At 71.4% G+C, this 19,639-nt stretch carries 20 protein-coding genes and 1 tRNA gene; 11 read left to right on the top strand and 10 right to left on the bottom strand.

The features are described from left to right. Positions 1-125: 125 nt before the first annotated feature. Both AB0B14_RS28280 and AB0B14_RS28275 read left to right on the top strand, forming a co-directional pair. Entirely contained in the window at positions 126-821 is a 696-nt protein-coding gene (locus AB0B14_RS28280) for an alpha/beta hydrolase (protein WP_357525114.1), read from the top strand. 90 nt (positions 822-911) lie between these two features. Next, a complete protein-coding gene (locus tag AB0B14_RS28275; protein ID WP_357525112.1) occupies positions 912-1,469 on the top strand; it encodes a hypothetical protein in 558 nt (185 codons plus the stop codon). Here AB0B14_RS28275 and AB0B14_RS28270 read toward each other — a convergent pair whose 3' ends face one another. Further along, positions 1,470-2,360 carry an SDR family NAD(P)-dependent oxidoreductase gene (locus tag AB0B14_RS28270; protein WP_357525110.1) on the bottom strand — a complete coding sequence of 297 codons (891 nt, stop codon included), beginning with the start codon at positions 2,358-2,360 and terminating at the stop codon, positions 1,470-1,472. It lies immediately after the preceding gene. Positions 2,361-2,450: 90 nt separating this feature from the next. Here AB0B14_RS28270 and AB0B14_RS28265 point away from each other — a divergent pair, with 90 nt between their 5' ends. Both AB0B14_RS28265 and AB0B14_RS28260 read left to right on the top strand, forming a co-directional pair. Next, positions 2,451-3,107: a TetR family transcriptional regulator gene (locus tag AB0B14_RS28265; RefSeq protein ID WP_357525108.1), complete on the top strand. Its 657-nt coding sequence runs from the start codon at positions 2,451-2,453 to the stop codon at positions 3,105-3,107. Positions 3,108-3,176: 69 nt separating this feature from the next. Next, complete coding sequence (locus tag AB0B14_RS28260; RefSeq protein WP_357075330.1) at positions 3,177-3,671, top strand: hypothetical protein; 495 nt, start codon at positions 3,177-3,179, stop codon at positions 3,669-3,671. Between the two features lie 14 nt (positions 3,672-3,685). On the opposite strand, the gene AB0B14_RS28255 is transcribed toward AB0B14_RS28260, so the two are convergent. Both AB0B14_RS28255 and AB0B14_RS28250 read right to left on the bottom strand, forming a co-directional pair. After that, the gene (locus AB0B14_RS28255) at positions 3,686-5,236 is read right to left on the bottom strand and encodes an alpha/beta hydrolase (protein WP_357525106.1); all 1,551 of its coding nucleotides are present in this window, start codon (positions 5,234-5,236) and stop codon (positions 3,686-3,688) included. Positions 5,237-5,277: 41 nt separating this feature from the next. Then, entirely contained in the window at positions 5,278-6,426 is a 1,149-nt protein-coding gene (locus AB0B14_RS28250; RefSeq protein ID WP_357525105.1) for a serine hydrolase domain-containing protein, read from the bottom strand. Between the two features lie 109 nt (positions 6,427-6,535). Between AB0B14_RS28250 and AB0B14_RS28245 the strand changes: the two genes are divergently transcribed. Next, entirely contained in the window at positions 6,536-7,765 is a 1,230-nt protein-coding gene (locus AB0B14_RS28245; protein WP_357525103.1) for a histidine kinase, read from the top strand. Beyond that, positions 7,753-8,400 (top strand): response regulator transcription factor, encoded by a 648-nt coding sequence (locus tag AB0B14_RS28240; protein WP_357075318.1) that lies wholly within the window; start codon positions 7,753-7,755, stop codon positions 8,398-8,400. Before AB0B14_RS28245 ends, AB0B14_RS28240 begins: the two co-directional genes overlap by 13 nt. 137 nt (positions 8,401-8,537) lie before the next feature. Here AB0B14_RS28240 and AB0B14_RS28235 read toward each other — a convergent pair whose 3' ends face one another. Continuing rightward, positions 8,538-10,151, bottom strand: coding sequence for a carboxylesterase family protein (locus AB0B14_RS28235; protein ID WP_357525101.1), 1,614 nt, complete (start codon positions 10,149-10,151; stop codon positions 8,538-8,540). A gap of 182 nt (positions 10,152-10,333) precedes the next feature. On the opposite strand from AB0B14_RS28235, the gene AB0B14_RS28230 reads away from it, so the two are divergent. Both AB0B14_RS28230 and AB0B14_RS28225 read left to right on the top strand, forming a co-directional pair. Beyond that, entirely contained in the window at positions 10,334-11,269 is a 936-nt protein-coding gene (locus tag AB0B14_RS28230) for a TetR/AcrR family transcriptional regulator C-terminal domain-containing protein (protein ID WP_357525099.1), read from the top strand. An 80-nt stretch (positions 11,270-11,349) separates the two neighbouring features. Continuing rightward, positions 11,350-12,531 carry an ice-binding family protein gene (locus tag AB0B14_RS28225; protein ID WP_357525097.1) on the top strand — a complete coding sequence of 394 codons (1,182 nt, stop codon included), beginning with the start codon at positions 11,350-11,352 and terminating at the stop codon, positions 12,529-12,531. A 72-nt stretch (positions 12,532-12,603) separates the two neighbouring features. Here the strand turns inward: AB0B14_RS28225 and AB0B14_RS28220 are convergent. After that, a tRNA-Ser gene (locus AB0B14_RS28220) sits at positions 12,604-12,690 on the bottom strand. A gap of 75 nt (positions 12,691-12,765) precedes the next feature. Between AB0B14_RS28220 and deoD the strand changes: the two genes are divergently transcribed. Continuing rightward, positions 12,766-13,473 carry a purine-nucleoside phosphorylase gene (gene deoD / locus AB0B14_RS28215; RefSeq protein ID WP_357525095.1) on the top strand — a complete coding sequence of 236 codons (708 nt, stop codon included), beginning with the start codon at positions 12,766-12,768 and terminating at the stop codon, positions 13,471-13,473. A gap of 162 nt (positions 13,474-13,635) precedes the next feature. On the opposite strand, the gene AB0B14_RS28210 is transcribed toward deoD, so the two are convergent. Genes AB0B14_RS28210 through AB0B14_RS28195 form a run of 4 tightly spaced genes read right to left on the bottom strand, consistent with a single transcriptional unit; the run spans position 13,636 to position 17,139 of the window. After that, positions 13,636-14,841, bottom strand: coding sequence for an ABC transporter permease (locus tag AB0B14_RS28210; RefSeq protein WP_357075307.1), 1,206 nt, complete (start codon positions 14,839-14,841; stop codon positions 13,636-13,638). Next, entirely contained in the window at positions 14,841-15,536 is a 696-nt protein-coding gene (locus tag AB0B14_RS28205; RefSeq protein WP_357075304.1) for an ABC transporter ATP-binding protein, read from the bottom strand. Before AB0B14_RS28205 ends, AB0B14_RS28210 begins: the two co-directional genes overlap by 1 nt. Beyond that, a complete protein-coding gene (locus tag AB0B14_RS28200; RefSeq protein WP_357075301.1) occupies positions 15,533-16,618 on the bottom strand; it encodes a peptidoglycan-binding domain-containing protein in 1,086 nt (361 codons plus the stop codon). The genes AB0B14_RS28205 and AB0B14_RS28200 overlap by 4 nt, the downstream gene beginning before the upstream one ends. Further along, entirely contained in the window at positions 16,615-17,139 is a 525-nt protein-coding gene (locus AB0B14_RS28195) for a hypothetical protein (RefSeq protein ID WP_357075298.1), read from the bottom strand. The genes AB0B14_RS28200 and AB0B14_RS28195 overlap by 4 nt, the downstream gene beginning before the upstream one ends. A gap of 131 nt (positions 17,140-17,270) precedes the next feature. On the opposite strand from AB0B14_RS28195, the gene AB0B14_RS28190 reads away from it, so the two are divergent. Then, positions 17,271-17,927 carry a response regulator transcription factor gene (locus AB0B14_RS28190; protein ID WP_357075296.1) on the top strand — a complete coding sequence of 219 codons (657 nt, stop codon included), beginning with the start codon at positions 17,271-17,273 and terminating at the stop codon, positions 17,925-17,927. Further along, entirely contained in the window at positions 17,924-19,081 is a 1,158-nt protein-coding gene (locus AB0B14_RS28185) for a HAMP domain-containing sensor histidine kinase (protein ID WP_357075293.1), read from the top strand. The genes AB0B14_RS28190 and AB0B14_RS28185 overlap by 4 nt, the downstream gene beginning before the upstream one ends. 9 nt (positions 19,082-19,090) lie before the next feature. Here AB0B14_RS28185 and AB0B14_RS28180 read toward each other — a convergent pair whose 3' ends face one another. Then, positions 19,091-19,537, bottom strand: a complete 447-nt coding sequence (locus AB0B14_RS28180; RefSeq protein WP_357525201.1) for a nucleoside deaminase — start codon at positions 19,535-19,537, stop codon at positions 19,091-19,093. Positions 19,538-19,639 lie beyond the last annotated feature (102 nt).

Genomic DNA, 19,639 nt, shown 5'->3' with positions numbered 1-19,639 from the left:
TCGGTAACCCGTCCGACGAACGCAACCCAGCGAGACCTTGGACAGTTCCGGCGTCCGGCCACCCCGAGGACCAACGTGGCCAGCACATGCCCCGGGGATGACTGTCGAAGCGTAGGGAGACGGCGATGAGAGTGGTCTTCGTGCACGGTGCCTGCGTCCGCGACGGGGAGTGGTGGTGGTCGCGGGTCGCGGACGCACTGGGAGCCGACGGGCTGGACAGCGTCGCGGTCCGGCTGCCGAGCTGCGGCGAGGTGGCGGGTGCCGCGTCCGACTTCGCGGCGGACGTCGCGGAGACTCGACGGGTGCTGCGCGAGGTCGGCCCGGCGGTGCTGGTGGGGCACTCCTACGGCGGGGTGGTCGCGACCGAGGCCGCCGACGCCGGCGAGGTCGCTCATCTGGTGTACGTCAGCTCTTTCCTGCCGGACGTCGGGCAGGCCCTTGCCCACCTCGGCCCGGCGGAGCCGGCCCCCCACCTGGAATTCTTTCCGGACGGCACATTTGGCGCGCGACGCGAGTCGGTGCGCGACCTGTTTCTTCAGGACTGCGACGAGCAGGCGGTCGAGGGCGCGGTCGCCCGCCTGACCCGGCAGGACGCTTCGGTGCTCACCGCCCCGGTCCGGTACGCGGGTTGGCGTCACCTGCCGTCGACGGCGATCGTCTGCGCCGAGGACCGGGCCACACCTCCCACTCTCCAACGGTCCCAGGCCGCCCGCGCGACCCGAACCGTCGAACTACCCGCCGGCCATCACCCGATGCTGTCCCATCCGCACCTGCTCGCCGACACGGTGCGGGCCGTAGCGGTGCCGCCGGGGCGGGCCTGACCACCACACGGGTACGGTGCCAGGCACCGACGGACCACACCACCGTCGTACACATGTTCTATCCACAGGCTGTGGACGACGGAGAGATCGATGGGTTACCAGCTCAGCGCGGTGGTCGCGGACGCCGAGCTGCTCCGGGAGCAGACCGCCGAGCTGGATCACGCGGTCCTCGGCGAGTTACGCCAGGACTTCGCACTGCTGCCGGTCACCCCGCAGTTGATTGTCGAGCTGACCGGGTCACTGCCGGACTACGCGGCGGACAATCCCAGCGTCGCGCAGCCGTTCGGGCTGGTGCTGTCGCCGCCGCTTGTCGAGTTGCTGTCGGCGTGGTCCATGTCGGGGCCTGTGGCGTACCTGGAGGCGGAGTTCTTCGGCGGCGACGGCTACCAGTCGGCGGCGGTGTGGCTGGGCGGGACGCTGTCGTGGGGCCCACAGTTCGACGATGTCCTCGACGCCCCGCGCGACAAATGGCCGATCAACTCAGCGTTGACGAGGCTCGGCGCTGAGCCGGGCGCGTGGATCGACCCGTTCGCCGAACTGGGGTTGCACCTGGAACGCAACACCGACGGCTGGTTGGCGCACGGGCGGCGTCGGCTCAGCGCCGACTACTGGGACGAGTTGGTCGAGCAGTGGGAGGAAGACCGCTGACTACGCCACCGGGTCGGCCTGGCCGGCGAGCTTCCCGCAGAGCGCCCAGATGCTGTCGCGGTTGTGCTTGTCGAGGACCGCATCGGGCCACGGGGTGCGCTGGGACCGGCTGTTGACGTAGGTCCGGTGCATGCCCTGCACCTGCGGGCTGGAGGCGAGGTAGATGCTGGACTTCGACGCCTTGACCACCGCCCGGTGTCCGTAGAGGACCGGCAACGCCAGACGGAGCAGCGGCACGACGGGCCGCGCCAGCGTCGGGTAGGTGTTGCTGGTCAGGCCCTGGTTCATCGACGTGTACGCGTGGCCGGGGTAGGCCACGTTGAGGGTCACGCCGGTCCCGGTCAGGCGTTCGGCGAACGTGTAGCTCATCGCCATCAGCGCCAGCTTGGTCTGGTTGTAGAACGACAGCCCGACGTAGGACTTCTCGCCCTGCAGGTTGCCGAGGTCGATTCGTCCTCGCGGAATGCCGCCGGTGATGTTGATGACCCGGGCCGCCGGGACGCGTTTCAGCGCCGGCAGCAGCAGGTGGGTCAGCAGATACGGGGCGATGACGTTGGCGGCGAAGGCCGTCTCGATGCCGTCCTCGGTCAGTTCGCGTCGTTCCCTGGTCACGCCGACGTTGTTGATCAGCACGTCCACGCTGCCGTACCGCGCGGTCACCTGGTCGGCCAGTCGGTGCAGGTCGCGCCGGCGGGTCAGATCGGCGGTGAGCGTGTCGACGGTGCCGTTGCCGGTGTCGCGCTGGAGCTCCACGGCCGCAGCGGCTGCCCGACCAGGGTCGCGCCCGACGAGGACGACACGGGCGTCGAGCCGAGCCAGCCCGCGGGCGGTCTCCTTACCGATTCCGCCCGTGCCACCGGTCACCAGGACGGTTTTGCCGTTCAGCGTCATCGCTGTCGCCCCCCTCTGCTCAGGTCGACATCAATATACGACACCGAGTGACAGGTTCGACATGCAATGTTGTGAAGTAGACTTCGGTGCGTGGCTGATGGACTACGGGAACGGACGCGACGCGCGGTTCGCGCAGAGCTCGCCCGAGTGGCGCTGGACCTGTTCGCGGCACGCGGGTTCGACGAGACGACCGTCGACGAGATCGCCCAGGCCGCCGGGCTGACCAAACGCAGCTTCTTCCGCTACTTCCCGGCGAAGGAAGACGCCGTGTTCGGCGGGGTGGACGTCACCGGCGAACAGGTCGTCGAGGACATCCGCGCACGGCCCGCCGACGAGGACCCGTGGGAGTCCCTGCACCAGGTGCTGAGCCAGTGGGAACGGCAGATCCACACGTCCGAGCAGACGCTGGCCAGCCTCCGCCTGATCGAGTCGACCCCGTCGCTGCATGCCCGCCTGTATCAGAAGCGGGCACAGTGGCGCCGACACGTCAGCGACGCCCTGCGCGATCGACCGGGCGTGCAGCTCGACCCGTTCGACGCGGAGCTCCTCACCAACGCCGCGGCCACGATCCTGGACACGGTGTCGCAGGAATGGCTGCGTTCCGACGGCACCGCCGACCGAGCCGCACTCCTCGACCGAGCCTTCACATTCCTGCACCCGGTAGCCACTATCCGCGGACACCGCGACGGTCCTTTCGCGACACCCCCCGCAGGCAGCGCAGAAATACCGAGACCGGCAGCAACCTGAACGCTCCCGTCCCGTTGGGGACTGGGGGATTCCATGAAATTGCGACAATTTGCGTTTATTGCCACGCTGATGACGGCTGCCTTGATCGCTGGCAGCGGAGTGCCGCCGACCGGGCCGATCCCGGACGGCCAACCCGCCAGCAGCGTGGAGATCATCGACCTGAACGGCCTGCGCAACATCGAGTTCGGTGCCAGCGAGGAAGAGCTGACCCGACGCGGCATCCTGCTCACCACCATGGATGCGTGCGGGCCGATGCTCGCCGGCCACGACACGGTCAGCCCGGTCTTCATGGACGACAGGCTGGTGCTGCTCTGGGTCGGTGCGCCGATGCGGACACCGGAGGGCATCACCGCCGGGTCGCCCATCGACCAGGTCTGGGCCCGCTATCCGCTTGTCACCCGACTGCGCGCTCCGCACGGCACGCACCGCCTGGACGGGCTACTCGCCCGCAGCGGCGACCGCGCGTACCTCTTTCTGCACAACGGACGCACGGTCCAGAAAACCATCGCCGGGTACGCGGACTGGGCCCGCCGCCTCTTCGAGGAGGGTGCGGGCCCATGCTGACCCGGCGCAGATGATCAGGGTGCCGTGGTGCCGACGCAGTCGAGGTCGTTGGCCGGCAACGTGCCGTCGGCGAGATAGTCGATGACCACCCCGTCCACGCACGCGTTGCCGTAGTTGCCGAAGACTCCGTGGATCCGCGCATCGCGCAGGGTGAGCAGCCGGGAGCCGGTCAGCGCCCGGTGCATCGCCTGGCCGTGCCGGTAGATCGTCCGGGTGTCTCCGGTCGACTGCACGATCAGGGCGGGCACGGCGTTCCGCACGACGGTCGGCCGCTCCCGTGGCTGCTGCGGCCAGAAGGCGCACGGAGTGATCGCCCTGGTCAACTCCCCGAATCGGGGTTCGCTGGCACGATGCGCACGGATGTCGCGCCAGTAGTCCTCCGGATCGCGGGACACCGGCACGTCGCCACAGAGGATCGCGGCCTGCACGCTGCCCGTTGCCGACTCGGCACCGGTCAGCAAGAACGACAGCGTGTCGGCCAACGACGCGGTGGGTGTCGCCGAGCCCGTCGCCGCGGCCTGCCGAAGCACCTGGACCGTCTGGGCAAGGTCGGCGTGGGTCTCGTCCCGGTCGTCGCTGAGCCGGTTGAGCAGCAGGAACGGCAGCGACTGTCGGTCGACCCGGTAATCGCCCACCCGCAGCGGACGACGGGTCGCGGCGGCCCAGATCCCGTCCACGACGGCCAACACCTGCTGGCCGGTGCCGCCCAGGCCGTACCGGTCATCGTGGCGGGCCACCCAGTCGGCCCAGTCGCGTAGTGCGACCTCGTTGGCCGGCCCGGCCTCGCGCAGCACCCGAGCGCCGTAGCTCTCCGGGTCGACCGCGCTGTCCAGGACGACCCGATCCACGCGCCGGGGGAACATCTGCGTGTAGACCGCGCCGAGGTACGTGCCGTAGGAGTAGCCGAGGTAGGACAGCTTCGACTCGCCGAGCACGGCCCGCAGGAGATCCATGTCGCGGGCCGTGTTTCGCGTGGTGGCGTGTGGGACCAGGGCGCCGCTACGACGAGCGCACCGGGCAGCGAGATCCCGTTCGAAGCTGGTCAACCGGGCGAAGGACGCGCGGCCCGGCCCGGCCGAGCGGGTGAAGGTGCCGGTCGGCCAGCCGCAGTCCAGGGGGGTGCTGCGACCGACGAACCGGGGATCCAACCCGACCAGGTCGAACCTCGCCCCGACGTCACCCGTCCACTGTCGAATCGGCAGGACATCCGACATCCCCGGCGCACCGGGTCCGCCGGTGTTCAGCAGCAGGACGCCGACGCGGCGCTCGGTGTCGGTCGCCGCGAGCCGGGACAGCGCCAGGGTGATGGTGCTGCCGCCCGGGCGGGCGTAGTCCAGTGGAACCGTCAGCTCGGTGCAGGTCGCGCCGGCCTGATCCAGCTCCGCACCTGCCTGGTCCGCCGAGCCCCGCTGACAGGCGTGCCAGGAGAGGCGTTGTCGCTCGTAGCCGCTCAGATCGTCGGCGCGTGCCCGCACCGGGCCGACCGCCGCGCTCACGGTGACGGTGACGGCGACCAGCACCGCCATTGTCCTGGCCGCGCTGGTGAGCACACCATTCCAGGTCATTCTCGTCTCCTCTGTTGTCGGGAAGTGCGCCCGGCGAGGGCTCACCGGGCCTCGCACAGGGCGGTGTGCAGGGTCTCGGACAGCGCCTGCCAGCTCTCGTACGACGCTGGCTCGTCGTTGACGACGAGCTGCGCCCGTCGACCGTCGGCGGTGACGCCGCCCAGGGTGCGGAAGCCCGGCGTGGTCCCGCCGTGCCCCCAGTAGCGGGTTCCGCCACAGTCGGCCAGCGGCGTCGAGATGATCCCGAGCCCGTACCGGGCGGCGGGCCACAGCCGATCCGGATCAGCCGGCACGGTCTGGGTCATCTCGGCGAGGCGGACGGAGTCCAGCAGTCGACCGCCGAGCAGTGCGGCGAAGAAGCGGTTCTGGTCGGCGAGGGTCGAGACCAGCGCCCCACCAGCCCCGCCATACGACATGTTGAACTCGGTGACGTCTCGCCGTTGCTCAGCACCGGCCAACGCGTAGCCGCGCGGATGTGGCCCCCGGATCCGCAGGGAGTCGCCGGGCCAGTAGGTGTCGCGCAGGCCCAACGGCCGGATGATCCGCCGGGTGATCTCCACGCCGATGTCGCGGCCGGTGACCCGCTCGACGATCAGGCCGGCGAGGACGTAGTTGGTGGTCGAGTAGTGCCAGCCCGCACCGGGTGCCGGCTGGGCCAGCGCCATCGCGACCAGCTCCGCCGACGAGTAATGCCGATAGCGCCAGCGATCCACCCGGTCCCAGTCCAGCGCGTCGACGTGGTCGGGCAGGCCGCTGGTGTGCCGCAGCAGATCGCGAACGGTGATCCGCCGACCGTCGTGCCCGTCGCCCCGGACCAGGCCCGGCAGGTGGGTCTCGATGGGCGCGTCCAGCAGCAGACGGCCCTCGGCGACGAGTTGCAGCACCACCGTCGCGGTGAACGTCTTGGTGGAGCTGCCGATCCTGATCCGCTCGTCGACCCGCATCGGCCGGCCGGTGCGCAGGTCGGCCCGGCCGCTGGCGTCGGACCACCGGCCACAGCTTGGCCCGTACGCCTCGATGGCCGCGCCCGCCAGCCGGTGGGTGGCGGTCAGCTCGTGTAACGCGGCAGTCGTCGCCGCCAGATCGGCGCACCCCTGGCCTGGTCGGCGCGCTGCGGCCGGTGCGCCAGCGGCACTGAGAGCGAGCAGGACGACCCCGACGAGCACACCGAGACGTTGCGGTTTTCTCATGTCGTCGACGCTAGGGACCACCGGGCGCACCGGCGAGGGAGCAGAGTCCCGAACCGATGGTGTAGCTGGCTACACTGCCTGGCCTCCGTTGTGGACGGAGAATGTGACGATGCGGCGGGCATGGTTCGCAACGACGTACCTGGTGACCGGCGGGGCCACCGCGATCGCGGCGGCGGTCTCGATCGGCGCCCTTGCCGGGGCGCTCGGTCTGAGCCTCGTCCTGGTCGGCGTCGCACTGGTGCTCCCAGCCGTGCGCCTTCTCCGGTCGCTCGCCCTCCTGGAGCAGCAGCGTGCGGCCCGACTGCTGATCGCGCTGGCCATCATTGAGCCCTGGCCGGCAGGGGAATCCCCGGCCGGCCCTCTGCGTGCCGCCGCGGCCGCCTCGGGTGCTGCGCCCACCCCCCGGAGTGCGGCCTGGCTGACCGTGCACGCCATCGCCGGCGTGCCACTCATGGCCGGCGTCCTGCTGCTCTGGGTGTTCGCGCTGGGCGGGGTGATCGTCCCGCTCACGTGGTGGGTCGCGCCGGACGAGGCACCACTCACCTTCGTCGTGCCGATCACGAGCTGGGGCGACGCACTGCTGGTGCCACCGCTGCTCGCGCTCGCCGCGTTGACGCTCCTGCGGTCGGCCGTTCCGGCCTTCGGCGTGGCGTACGCCCGGGCTGCCCGGACGGCGCTCGCGCCGTCGTCGCGGAGCCGGTTGGAGCGCCGGGTCACGGAACTGACCGCCACCCGGTCCGGCGCGCTCGACGCGCACGCGGCGGAGCTACGACGGATCGAGCGCGACCTGCACGACGGCACCCAGGCCCGGCTGGTGGCGATCGCCATCCACCTCGGCGTCGCGCAGGGTCAACGAGCCGCCGACCCGGCCCTGGCGGACCAGTTGGTCGACCGTGCCCGGGCAAACGTCGAGGCGGCGCTCACCGAGCTGCGGGCCGTGGTGCGGGGCATCTATCCGCCGATTCTCGCCGACCGAGGGTTGCCCGGCGCGGTGCACGCGCTCGCCGCCGACTGTCCGGTGCCGCTCACGGTCCGGGTCACCCCGCTGCAACGACTACCGGCGGCGTTGGAGAGCGCCGCCTACTTCGTCGTCGCGGAGGCGCTGACCAACATCGCCCGACACAGCAGGGCGACCGGCGGCGACCTGCGTGTCGAACATCGGGCGGGCCAGCTCGTGGTCAAGGTGACAGATGACGGTGTCGGCGGCGCGCGGACATCGGCCGGCACCGGCCTGACCGGCATCCGCCGCCGGGTCGCGGCCCTGGACGGCCGGGTCGAGCTGAGCAGCCCGATCGGTGGGCCGACGGTGCTGCGGGTGGAGCTGCCGTGCGCGTCCTGATCGCCGAAGACAACATCCTGCTCCAGGAGGGGCTCAATCTGCTGCTCAGCACCGCCGGCTTCGAGGTGACGGCAGCGGTGGACGCACCGGCCGACATCATCGCGGCGATCGACCGGCAGCGGCCCGACGTCGCGATCATGGACATCCGACTCCCGCCCACGTTCCGCGACGAAGGGCTCCGGGCCGCGTTGACCGTGCGCCGGCACCACCCGGGGTTGCCGGTGCTGCTGTTGTCGCAGTACGTGGAGCGGGCCTACGCGACCGAGCTGCTCGCCGACGGGCAGGGCGCCGTCGGTTACCTGCTCAAGGACCGGGTGTCCCGCGTCGACGAGTTCCTCGACGCCCTGCGTCGGGTCGCCGCCGGCGGCACCGTGCTGGACCCGCAGGTCGTGGCCCAGCTCGTCGCCGCCCGGCGTAGCCCGCTCGCCGACCTCACTCCACGCGAACGCCAAGTGCTCGCGCTGATGGCAGGAGGCAGCACCAACACCGGCATCGCCACCCAGCTCGTGATCACCGAGCGCGCGGTGAGCAAACACATCGGCAACATCTTCCTCAAACTCGATCTGCCGCCCGACACCGACGTGCACCGCCGGGTCGCCGCGGTGCTCACCTTCCTCAACGACCCAGGCCGATGAGCAGCGATCCGAGGCCGGTCAGCAACGGCCCTCGCCGCGAGCAACGACCCGGGCCGGTGAGAAGCGACCCGAGGCCGGCGGGCGGGCCGGTCCACCAGGGACCGGGCCGCCCGTCGCAACCGACCGACCGGGCGACATCAGCGCAACGACCGCCAGAAGTCGTACGAGTGGGCTGCGGCGAAGTCCGTGGTGCCCGATTCCCCACCACCGGCGAACACCCGCACGTACGGGGTGCCACCGCGCAGTCGGGGCCAACTGGCCCGACCCGTCCGGGCGAAGTCGCTCCAGACCCGGACCATCTCGTCGGAGAGCCGCTGCTGGGCAGGCGTGAACGCCTCGGCGTAGTCGACAGTGAACAGGTACGGCAGTTCGGCGCAGTGGTACGCCCCGGTGGGGAAGGTCGGCTCGGGCCCCTTGGTAAAGAACGGCGCGTCGTCGTCAGCGAACTCGTACAGGTACGTCGGCACCCGTCGAGCGAACGCCAACGCGGCGGAGTAGATCGGCTCGGCGTAGCCGTGGTCGGTCAACACGGCGCCCAGCGTCTCGCTGGCGACCTGCTTGTCACTACGGGGATAGCGGGCCAGCACCTCCTCCGCCCGGTCGCCGAACATTCCGCGTACCTGGTCCCGGTACTGGTCGTCGGTGAGTGGGCACGACTCGGCCTCATCCCCCGGCTGCGGCTGCGGCTGCGGGCAGTTCAGCCCGCTGTGCTCGATGCCCCACACCACGAGGCGGGACTCGTCGCGGTTCATTCCGGTCAGCACCGGCACCTGATGCAGTTTCCCGGTGGCCAGCGCGTGGGCCGGGTCCACCGGCAACGTACGGCCGTCGACGACCGGGCCGAGGTCCACACCCGCACCGGGATAGCCGGCCGTTTCGACCAACCGGGCGGGGTCACGCCCGCGCAGGCAGGCGGCGACCGTACCCGGGTCGGCGCAGCCGATGTTCCTTGCGAACTCCTCAGCCGCCCGGGCCGCCTCAACCCGGGTCTGCACCGGGTTGGCGCACGAGTTGCTCTGCAGGATCGCGCGGTGGAACAGGCCGGCGGAGCCCGGCGCGGCGAGGTGCGCGCAGACGCTTGTCGCCCCGGCGGACTGGCCGAACAGGGTGACGTTGCCCGGGTCGCCCCCGAAGGCCGCCGCGTTGTGCCGCACCCAGCGCAGCGCGGCCTGCTGATCCTGCAACCCGAAGTTGCCGGTGACCCCACCCGGGCCGGCCAGCGCCGGATGCGCCAGGAACCCCAGCGCGCCGAGTCGGTAGTTCACCGTGACGACGACGACATCGCCGTTGGCCGCCAGTCGCTGCCCGTCGTACACGTCTCCCCTGCCAAACCGGAAGTCACCGCCGTGCAGCCACACCATGACCGGCCGGGGTGTCCGTGCGGCGGTAAGCGGTGTCGTGACGTTCAGGTGCAGGCAGTCCTCGGAGTCCGCGGCATGGTCCATCGGGAGCCCCTGCAGTTGGGCGCAGGCGGCACCCGGCTTCGTCGCGTCTCGGACACCGGCCCAGACCGGGCCCGGCTGCGGTGGCGCCCAGCGCAGGGCGCCCAGCGGCGGGCGGACGTACGGAATGCCCTGGAACGACAGGTGATCCGCCGAGACGCTGCCGCGTACCGTGCCCTGGTCGATGCGGACGACGGCCGCGCCGCGGCGGTCGTCCGTCGCAGCGGCCGGGCCGACGGCGATCGGCGGCGCGAGGAGCGCGACGGCGCCCAGCACGACGGCCCAGCGGGGGTACGGAATCCTGGTCATGACTCTCCTCATTCGGCAAAGCCGGTACGGCGTACGCACCGCGTTGTGGTGAGCATGCCGATCCGTCAATCGTTCGCCCAGAGAGCTCTAGTACGCCGAGCCCTGCGACCGGCGACCATCGACGGGGCGACCGTCGGCGCTCTAGTGCGCTACGGTCATTTCCGACCGCCGGGAGGGGCACCGTGACCGAGATCGACGACTCCACTCCTCCCTATCTGCGCATCGTCGGGGAGTTGCGGCGGCGCATCGCGGTGGGCGAGCTGGGCCCCGGCGACCGGGTGCCGTCCACCCGCCAGATCGTTCGGGAGTGGGGGGTCGCCATGGCGACCGCGAGCCGGGCGCTCACCCTGCTCCGTCAGGAGGAGCTGGTCCGGGCGGTGCCCGGCGTGGGCATGGTGGTGACCGGCCCCGAGTCGATGCCGGCCGGTCGGTCCGCGCGGGGCGACGCACGTCAACGGCCGGCCCGCGGGGTGACCCGCGACCAGGTGGTGCGCACCGCCACCGAGATCGCCGACGCCGAGGGGTTGGCCGGGCTGAGCATGCGGCGCATCGCCGCCGAGCTGGACGTGCCGACCATGTCGTTGTATCGGCAGGTCCGAGGCAAGGAGCAGCTTCTGCTGCTGATGGCGGACGCCGCCTTCGCGGCCCAGCGTCTGCCCCGCACGTTCCCGGCCGGGTGGCGAGCCCAGTTGGAGTTGCTCTGCCGGCTCCAGTGGTCGATCTACCGCCGGCATCCCTGGCTGGCCCAGGTGATCTCGGTGACCCGTCCGCTGCTGGCGCCGCACGCCGTCGCGCACACCGAATGGGCTCTGCGCGCCGTCGCCGGGCACGGCCTGGACCACCACACCCAGCTCCATCTGGTGGCGACTCTCGCCAACCACGTACGCGGCACGGCGGTGAACCTACAACAGGGGGCCGAGGCGGAACAGGACACCGGTCTGACCGATGACGAGTGGATGGTGACCCAGGCCGAGGTGTTGGCCGGCCTGTTCACCGCCGGTGAGTTCCCGCACCTGGCGCGGCTGTCCCGATCGGAGATCGATCTCAACGTCGACAGCCTCTTCGAGTTCGGCCTGCAACGCCTGCTCGCCGGGGTGTCGGAGCTCCTGGAACATTGACGGATCAAGTCCGTTTTGTGGGGTGCTGTGCCAACATGGGGCGTTAAGAGGCTTTAAGTCACCACGCGTCCCGAGGAAACATGGCGATCTTCAGCAGCACGGACACGTCCCGCCGGATCACCGGAATGTCCCAGGTAGCTTCTGCCCTGACCCTGGTGGGCGCGATCACTGCCCTGGCCGTGCTGGCCGTCCCACGGAGCGCGAGTGCCGCCGAGTTGCCGGTGCCGCTGGGCGCCGCCGCCAACTTCGCGGTCCTCGCCGGCACGACGATTACCAGCACCGGGCTCAGCATGGTCAACGGCGACATCGGCGTGAGCCCGGGCACGGCGGTGACCGGTTTTCCTCCGGGCCAGCTGAACGGATCACTGCACTCCAACGACGCCGCCGCCGTCGCCGGCCAGAGCGATCTGGCCATCGCCTACAACGACGCCGTCGGGCGGACGACCACCGAGGTCGTCTCGGACCAGCTCGGTGGGACCACCAAGACCACCGGGGTGTACGAATCCGTGGCGGGCACCTTCAACATCACCGGCGATCTGACCCTCGACGCGGAGGGCGACCCGAACGCGGTCTTCATCTTCAAGACCACCAGCACGCTCATCACGGGCGCGTCGAGCACGGTGAACCTGGCCAACGGCGCCCAGGCGTGCAACGTCTTCTGGCAGGTCGGCAGCTCCGCCACGCTCGGCGCCAACTCCACGCTGCGCGGCAACCTGTTGGCCTTCACCTCGATCACCGTGGGCGCGGCGCTCGATGTGGACGGCCGCACCCTCGCCATCAACGGCGCGGTCACCATGGACACCGCCACGATCACCCAATCGACCTGCGCGGTACCCGGGGAGCTGTCGATCAGCGCACCGACGACAGCCGACCTGGGCAGCGCCAATCTCGGCGGAGTCGTGTCGGGCAACCTGGGCCCGGTCACGGTGACGGACGAGCGCCTGCTGTCCGCGCCGACCTGGACCGCCACCGTCGTCGCGACGGACTTCGTCACCAGCGGCATCCCGGTGCACACGATCTCCAACACCAACGTCTCCTGCTGGTCGGGGCCCGCCACCGCCACCAGCGGTATCGGCACCTTCACCTCGGGCCAGCCCACCGCCAACGACGCGGAGATCATCAACGTCGAACGGACGGCGTTCACCCTCACCAACGGCATCGGCAACAACTCGGCGACCTGGGACCCCGTCGTCTCGGTCCAGATCCCGCTGACCGCCGTCGCGGGCGCCTACTCCGGCACCGTCACCTTCTCGGTCGCCTGATGTGAAAGGGCCACCTACCCAGAACGCCCGGCCGATCCTCGCGGATCTGCCGGGCGTTCTGGCACTTCAGAGCGGTGGCGGAGGGATTTGAACCCTCGGAGGGCGTTAACCCTCACACGCTTTCGAGGCGTGCTCCTTAGGCCGCTCGGACACGCCACCGCCGACGAGGGTACAGGACCACCGGTTCCGACGCCGAACCGGTATCGCCCATGCCGGCCTGGCAGGATCTTTGCCATGAGTACGCACATCGGCGCGAAGCCGGGCGAGATCGCCGAGCGGGTCCTGATGCCGGGCGACCCGCTGCGGGCCAAGTGGATCGCGGAGACCTACCTCGAGGGCGCTACCTGCTACTCGACGGTCCGGGGCATGCTGGGCTTCACCGGCCGCTGGAACGGTGTCGACGTTTCCGTCCAGGGCTCCGGCATGGGCATGCCGTCCGCCTCCATCTACGCCCACGAGTTGATCAACGAGTACGGCGTGAAGACGCTGATCCGGGTCGGCTCCTGCGGCGCCCTCAGCACCGACCTGCAACTGCGGGACGTGGTGGCCGCGATCGGGTCGTCCACCGACTCGAACATGAACCGGATGCGCTTCGACGGGTTGATCGACTACGCCCCGGTGGCCGACTTCGGGCTGCTGCGTACCTCGGTGGAGGTGGCCGAGCGGCGCGGCATCAGCATGCACGTCGGACCGATCCTGGCGGCGGACGCCTTCTACACCGACCGGCCGGACCTCTACGACACCCTCGCCGACTACGGCGTGCTGGCGGTGGAGATGGAGTCAGCGGCGCTCTACACGATCGCCGCCCGGTTCAAGGCCCGCGCGCTGACCGTGTTGACCGTCAGCGACCACATCAAGACCGGCGAGAAGACCACCTCCGAGGAGCGGGAGCAGACCTTCAGCCAGATGGTCGAGATCGCCCTCGACACGATCATCGCCTGACCCGTCGGACACCTGTCACCGCGAAGAGCGTGATGACTGTGCGGCATATTGATGCCCCACAGTCATCACGCTCTTCCGCATGTAGCCAGCCCGCGACGCCGGCCAGCCCGCAACGCCGGCCAGCCCGCAACGCCGGCCCGGCCCGGTAAGCCGGCACGCCGGTCAGACGGCGGCCAGCGCCTCCGTCGGCGCGAGGCGGGCGGCGCGCACCGCCGGGTAGAGGCCCGCGAAACCGCCGATGACCAGGGTCGCGCCCACCCCGCCGAGCATCGCCCAGGCCGGCACCACGGTCGGCCAGTCCTGGGAGAACGCGTACCCCGAGGTGACCAGGACACCCAGCAGCACCCCGCCGATCCCGCCCAGCGCGGAGAGCAGCAGCGACTCGGCGAGGAACTGGGTCCGCACCTGACCGCGGGTGGCGCCGAGCGAGCGACGCAGGCCGATCTCGGCCCGCCGCTCCAACACCGAGATCACCATGGTGTTCGCCACGCCGACCCCACCGACCAGCAGCGCGACCGCGCCCAGGCCCAGCAGCAGCCCGGTGAACGCGTCGTCGGTCGCCTCGGCGGCGGCCAGCGCGTCCGAGGGACGGGACACCTCGACCTCGTTCGGCGCTGCCGGGTTGGCGGTCGCGCCGAGCACCGACCGGACCGCCTCGACCTGCGACTCCCGCGCCCGGGTGTAGACGGTGGTCGGGTGCCCGTCGAAGCCCAGGTAGTCGCCCGCCGCCGGCCAGCCGACCAAGGCCGAGGTGTCCAACTCCGGGGCGAGGGGTGCGGCGGCGAGGATGCCGACCACGGTGAACGCCCGTCCACCCAGCCACACCTGCACCTGCGGGTCGGCCACGGTGATCCCGAGCCGTTGCGCGGCGGTGGCACCGAGCACCACCGCCGGGTAGTGGGCGGTTGCCTCGTTGAGCCAGGTACCACTGGTCAGCTCGGCCCCGACGGTGCCCAGCAGGTCCAGCCGGGCGGCGCGGGTGGCGATGCCGCCGGTCTCCGCGGCCGGGATCCGATCCGAACGGTAGACCTTGGCGTCGGGGACCTGCCCGGTCGCGGACACCTCGGTCACCGGGCCGATCCGCCCGATCATCGCGATCGACTCCTCGGGCAGTTGGGCGTCCGCCCCGAACAGGGTGCTGCCCGGCTCGACGGTGAGCAGGTTGGTGCCGAGCGCGTCGAGCGCCCGGTCCAGTTCCGCGCGGGACGACGACGAGATCCCGACGACCGCGATCATCGCGGCGATACCGATGGCGATGCCCAACGCGGAGAGGAACGCCCGCAGTGGACGGGTGCGCAGCCCCACCCCACCGACCCGCAGGACGTCACCCGGCCCCATCCGGGCCGGAGTGAGAGTCGACGTCGCCATCAGCCGACCCCACCGGGCGTGCGGGCCGAGTCGTGCCGCACCGCGCCGTCGCGCATCCGCACCTGCCGGGGCAGGCCCGCCGCGATCTCCCGGTCGTGGGTGATCACCACGACGGTGGTACCGGCCCGGTGCAGCTCGTGCAGCAACTCCAGCACCCCGGCACCGGACGCGGAGTCCAGGTTGCCGGTCGGTTCGTCGGCCAGCAGCACCGCCGGCTCGCCGACCACCGCCCGCGCCACGGCCACCCGCTGCCGTTCCCCGCCGGACAGCTCGTGCGGCCGGTGCCCGAGCCGGTGGCCCAGGCCAACCCGGACCAGCGCGGCCTGGGCGCGTTCGCGCCGCCTCCGCAGGGGTACGCCGGAGTAGAGCAGGCCGTCGGCCACGTTGTCCACGATCGGGACGCCGGGGGCCAGGTGGAACTGCTGGAAGACGAAGCCGATCCGGCTGGCCCGCAGGGCCGACAGCTCCCGGTCGGTCAACTTCGCCGCGTCGTACCCGTCGACGAGCACGCTGCCCGACGACGGCCGGTCCAGGGTGCCGATCAGGTGCAGCATCGTCGACTTGCCCGACCCGGACGGGCCGACGATCGCCACCAGCTCGCCGTAGCCGATCCGCAGCGACACGTCGTCCAACGCGACGACGTCGCCGGCGTACCGTTTGCTGACCCGGTCGAGCACTATCACCTCGCCGGTCATGTCGGCACCACCACGGTCGTACCCTCGGTGATGTCCGCGCCGGTGACCTCCACCCGGCCGTCGGCGAACAGCCCCGTGGTCACGGCGACGACCCGGCTCGCCTCCCCCTCGGCGACCTGGACGCCGTAACCGCCCTCGGCGAGCGCGAGAAGCGCCGACACCGGCACGGTGAGCACATCCCGGCGCTCCGCGGCGGTGAACACGACGTCGACGCTGGCCTGGTCGAAGCCGGTGAGGGCCTTCGGATCGGCGACCGCGACGGTCACCTCGATCTTCGTCTCGGCGTCGCCGGACTGGCCGTTGGCTTCGGCGGCACCGGCCTGGATGACTGTCTCGATCGTGCTGACCGTGCCCGCCACGGCCCGGCCGTCCGGCAGCTTGACGCTGACCTTCGCGTCGCGCTTGGCCAGCCGCTGGTCGTCCACGTCCAACTCGACGGTGACCAGGCGGCTGGTGCCGGTGTAGGCGAGCACCGCCTGGCCCGGTTTCGTGAGATCACCGACGTCCGCCTGGTGGCTCTCCACCCGGACCTCCCGGTCGGCGTAGACGATCCGCCCCGGCTCGACCCGCCCGGTCTCGGCCAGGCCGAGGTCCTCCTGCCAGTCCCGCACGGCGTCGGCGGTGGAACCGGTGTACTCGTCGTCGACGGTGAAGCCGCTGTAGCCCAGCGCCCTGAGGTTCCGTTCGAACTGCGCGACGTCGGCACCCTCCACCCCGGGGGCGAGGGTCCGGTACGCGGGCAGCCCGCCGTAGAGGAGCACCACCTCCTCGTTGTCGACCGAGTAGAGCGCCTGGCCTCGGCGCACCGTCGACCCGGTCGCCGGCAACGCGGTGATGGTACCGCTGAGCTTCGCCGAGGCGGTACGCGTCGGGCCGTACCCCAGCTCACCGTCGGCGGTCTCCGAGTCGGCGAGGGTCTGCCGGGTGACTGTCGCGGTGGCCGGCGCCGCGTTGCCGGCCTCGGCGCGGTCTGCGCCGCCACCGAAGCCCACCGCGGCGGTCACGCCCACGGCGGCGACCAGCAGGACGACGCCGCCGATGACGGCGGCGCGCAGCCGTGCGCGTCGGATGGCGCCGGTCACCGGCCGCCCCCGAACTGTGGTGCGTGCTGCCGGCACTTCTCCATCGCGGCCTTCATGGCCGGGTCGCCGATGTCGATCGCGTTGCCGCCCGCCCCGATCCGGACTCGCCCGTCGGCGTCCGGGTCCGGGAAGTCCGGCACCCCGTTCTCCCGCATGCACTTGGCCAGCGTGCGCATCTGCTCGGCCTGTTCGGGGTTGAGCTGCGGTCCCTGCCCGCCGTTGGGCAGCTTGTCCTGGCACTTCTCCATGGCCGCCTGGACCTTCTGCCGGTCCACGTTCGCGCCGAACCGGAAGCCGGGACGGCCGCCGGCCTCCGGGTCGGGCATGTCCACCCCGTTCTCCCGCATGCACCGGGCGAAGGCGAGCTGCCGGTCCGAATCGCTGACCGGCGCGCCGCTGGCCGTGGCGCTTGTCGTCGCCCCACCGGCGGTCGCGACACCGCCGTCGTCGTCGCCTCCCGCGCCGCACCCGCCCAGCGCCAGGGCGAGCAGGACAGGTATCGCGAGGATCCGTCGTCGCATGGTGTCCACCTCCGCTGTGGGTCCGACGTGACTCGTCGAACGTCGGCACCCAGTGCACGGCAGCGGGCGTATCCCCGGCGTTACCGTCGGCGGTTATGCCGCCGTTACCGCACCCCGAGGACGATGGAGGGGTGAGAGTGCTGGTGGTCGAGGACGAGATCGTGTTGGCGGACGCCATCGCGGAGTGGCTGCGTCGGGAGTCGTTCGCGGTCGACGTGGCGTACGACGGTGACGCCGCGTTGGAGCGGTTCGCTGTCAACGAGTACGCCGTGGTGGTCCTGGACCGGGACCTGCCGGTGGTGCACGGCGACGACGTGTGCCGGGCGATCGTGGACGCGGGCGGGGAGACCCGGGTCCTGATGCTGACCGCGGCGGCGGCGGTGCGGGAGCGGGTGGCGGGGTTGGCGCTCGGTGCCGACGACTACCTGACCAAGCCGTTCGCCCTGGTCGAGCTGTCGGCGCGGGTGCACGCGCTGACCCGGCGTGCCCGCCCGGCGGCACCGCCGACGCTGCGCCGCGCCGGCATCCAGCTCGACCCGGCCCGCCACGAGGTACGCCGCGACGACCGGCACGTGGCGCTGTCCCGCAAGGAGTTCGCGGTGCTTGCCGAGCTGATGCGGGCCGACGGCGCGGTGGTCTCCGCCGAGGAGCTGCTGGAACGTGCCTGGGACGAGCACATCGACCCGTTCACCAACGTCGTCCGGGTCACCGTGATGAAGCTGCGCCGCAAGCTCGGCGACCCGCCGGTGATCGAGACGGTGCCCGGAACGGGGTACCAGATCCGATGAAGCGCCTGACCATCCGTGCCCGTCTCACCCTCATCTACGGTGGGCTCTTCCTGCTGGCCGGCGTGGTCCTGCTGGCCGTCACGTACGTGCTCGTGGATCAGCGGATGCCGCAGCCGTTCGGGGTGAGCCTGCGGGACCTGCCGAAGACCAGCCCCACGACGCCCAGCGGGCAGAACGTCGACAACCTGCGCAACCTGATCCAGCAGGCGCAGGACGAGGCCAAGCGCAACGCCCTGGAGTCGCTGCTCACCCAGGGCGGCATCGCGTTGATCGTGGTGTCGGCGGTGGCGATCGCCTTCGGCTGGCTGCTCGCCGGCCGGGCGTTGCAGCCGCTGCACCAGGTCACCGACACGGCTCGGCGGATCGCCGGCGCGGACACCGCCGGCCGGGGCCTGCACGAGCGGATCGCGCTCACCGGCCCCCGCGACGAGGTACGCGAACTCGCCGACACGTTCGACGAGATGCTGGAACGGTTGGACCGCTCCTTCGACGGACAGCGCCGGTTCGTGGCGAACGCCTCGCACGAGCTGCGTACCCCGCTGGCGCTCAACCGGGCCCTGGTGGAGCTGGCGGTCACCCGCCCGGAGGCGTCGGCGGAGACGCGTCGACTGGGCGAGTCGCTGCTGGCGATCAACGAGCGGCACGAGCGGCTGATCGACGGCCTGCTGACCCTGGCCGACTCGGAGAACGAGCTGACCGAGCGTACGCCGATCGACCTGGCCGAGGTCTGCGCGCACGTCATCGACCAGGCCGGGAGGCAGACGCTGGACGTCCCGGTACGTCGGTCGCTCGCACCGGCCCCGGTCAGCGGCGACCCGGTGCTCGTGGAACGGCTCACCGTCAACCTGGTGGAGAACGCGGTGCGGCACAACCTGCCCGCCGACGGCTGGGTCGAGGTGCGCACCGGCCTGTCCGACGACGGCCGGGCCACCCTGACGGTGACCAACACCGGCCCGGCGATCGCCGGCTACGACATCGAGACGATGTTCCAGCCGTTCCGCCGGCTGTCGCGGGAGCGGGTTGCGGGGGCACGGGGCTTCGGGCTGGGCCTGTCGATCGTCCGCGCGGTGGCCCGCGCACATGGTGGCACCGTCGATGCCCAGCCCCGCCCGGCGGGCGGCCTGATCGTCACGGTCAGCCTGCCGGTGGCCTGACCGGCGACCTCAGCGGAAGAAGGCGCGCAGGACGGCGGCGGTCTCGGCCTCCAGGACGCCGCCGTAGACCTCGGGTCGATGGTTGAGCCGGCGGTCGCGGAGCACGTCCCAGAGCGATCCGGCCGCGCCGGTCTTGGGCTCCCACGCGCCGAAGACGACTGTGGAGACCCGGGCCAGCACCAGCGCCCCCGCGCACATGGTGCACGGTTCCAGGGTGACCACCAGGGTGCAGCCGTCCAGCCGCCACCGGCCGGCCCGCTCGGCACCCCGGCGCAGGGCCAGCACCTCGGCGTGGGCGGTGGGGTCGCCGGTCAGCTCCCGTTCGTTGCGCCCAATGGCCAACTCGGTCCCGTCCGGCCCGTAGAGCACCGCACCCACCGGCACGTCGTCCACGTCGGTAGCGCCCGCCGCGGCGTCGTCAGCCCCGGTGACGGCGACCTCCAGGGCACGGCGCATCCACAGCTCGTGGCGCTGCCGACGGCCGACCGCACCCGGGTCGGCCAGGCCCTCGGAGGCGCCCGGTCCGGCACGCCCCACCGCACCGGGAGTCGGCTGCCC

It is taken from the genome of Micromonospora sp. NPDC049171, from assembly GCF_040648275.1.
Classification (GTDB): Bacteria; Actinomycetota; Actinomycetes; order Mycobacteriales; family Micromonosporaceae; genus Micromonospora.
Note: the sequence above shows the minus strand (reverse complement) of the source record. Positions and strands in the feature narration are given on the sequence as shown.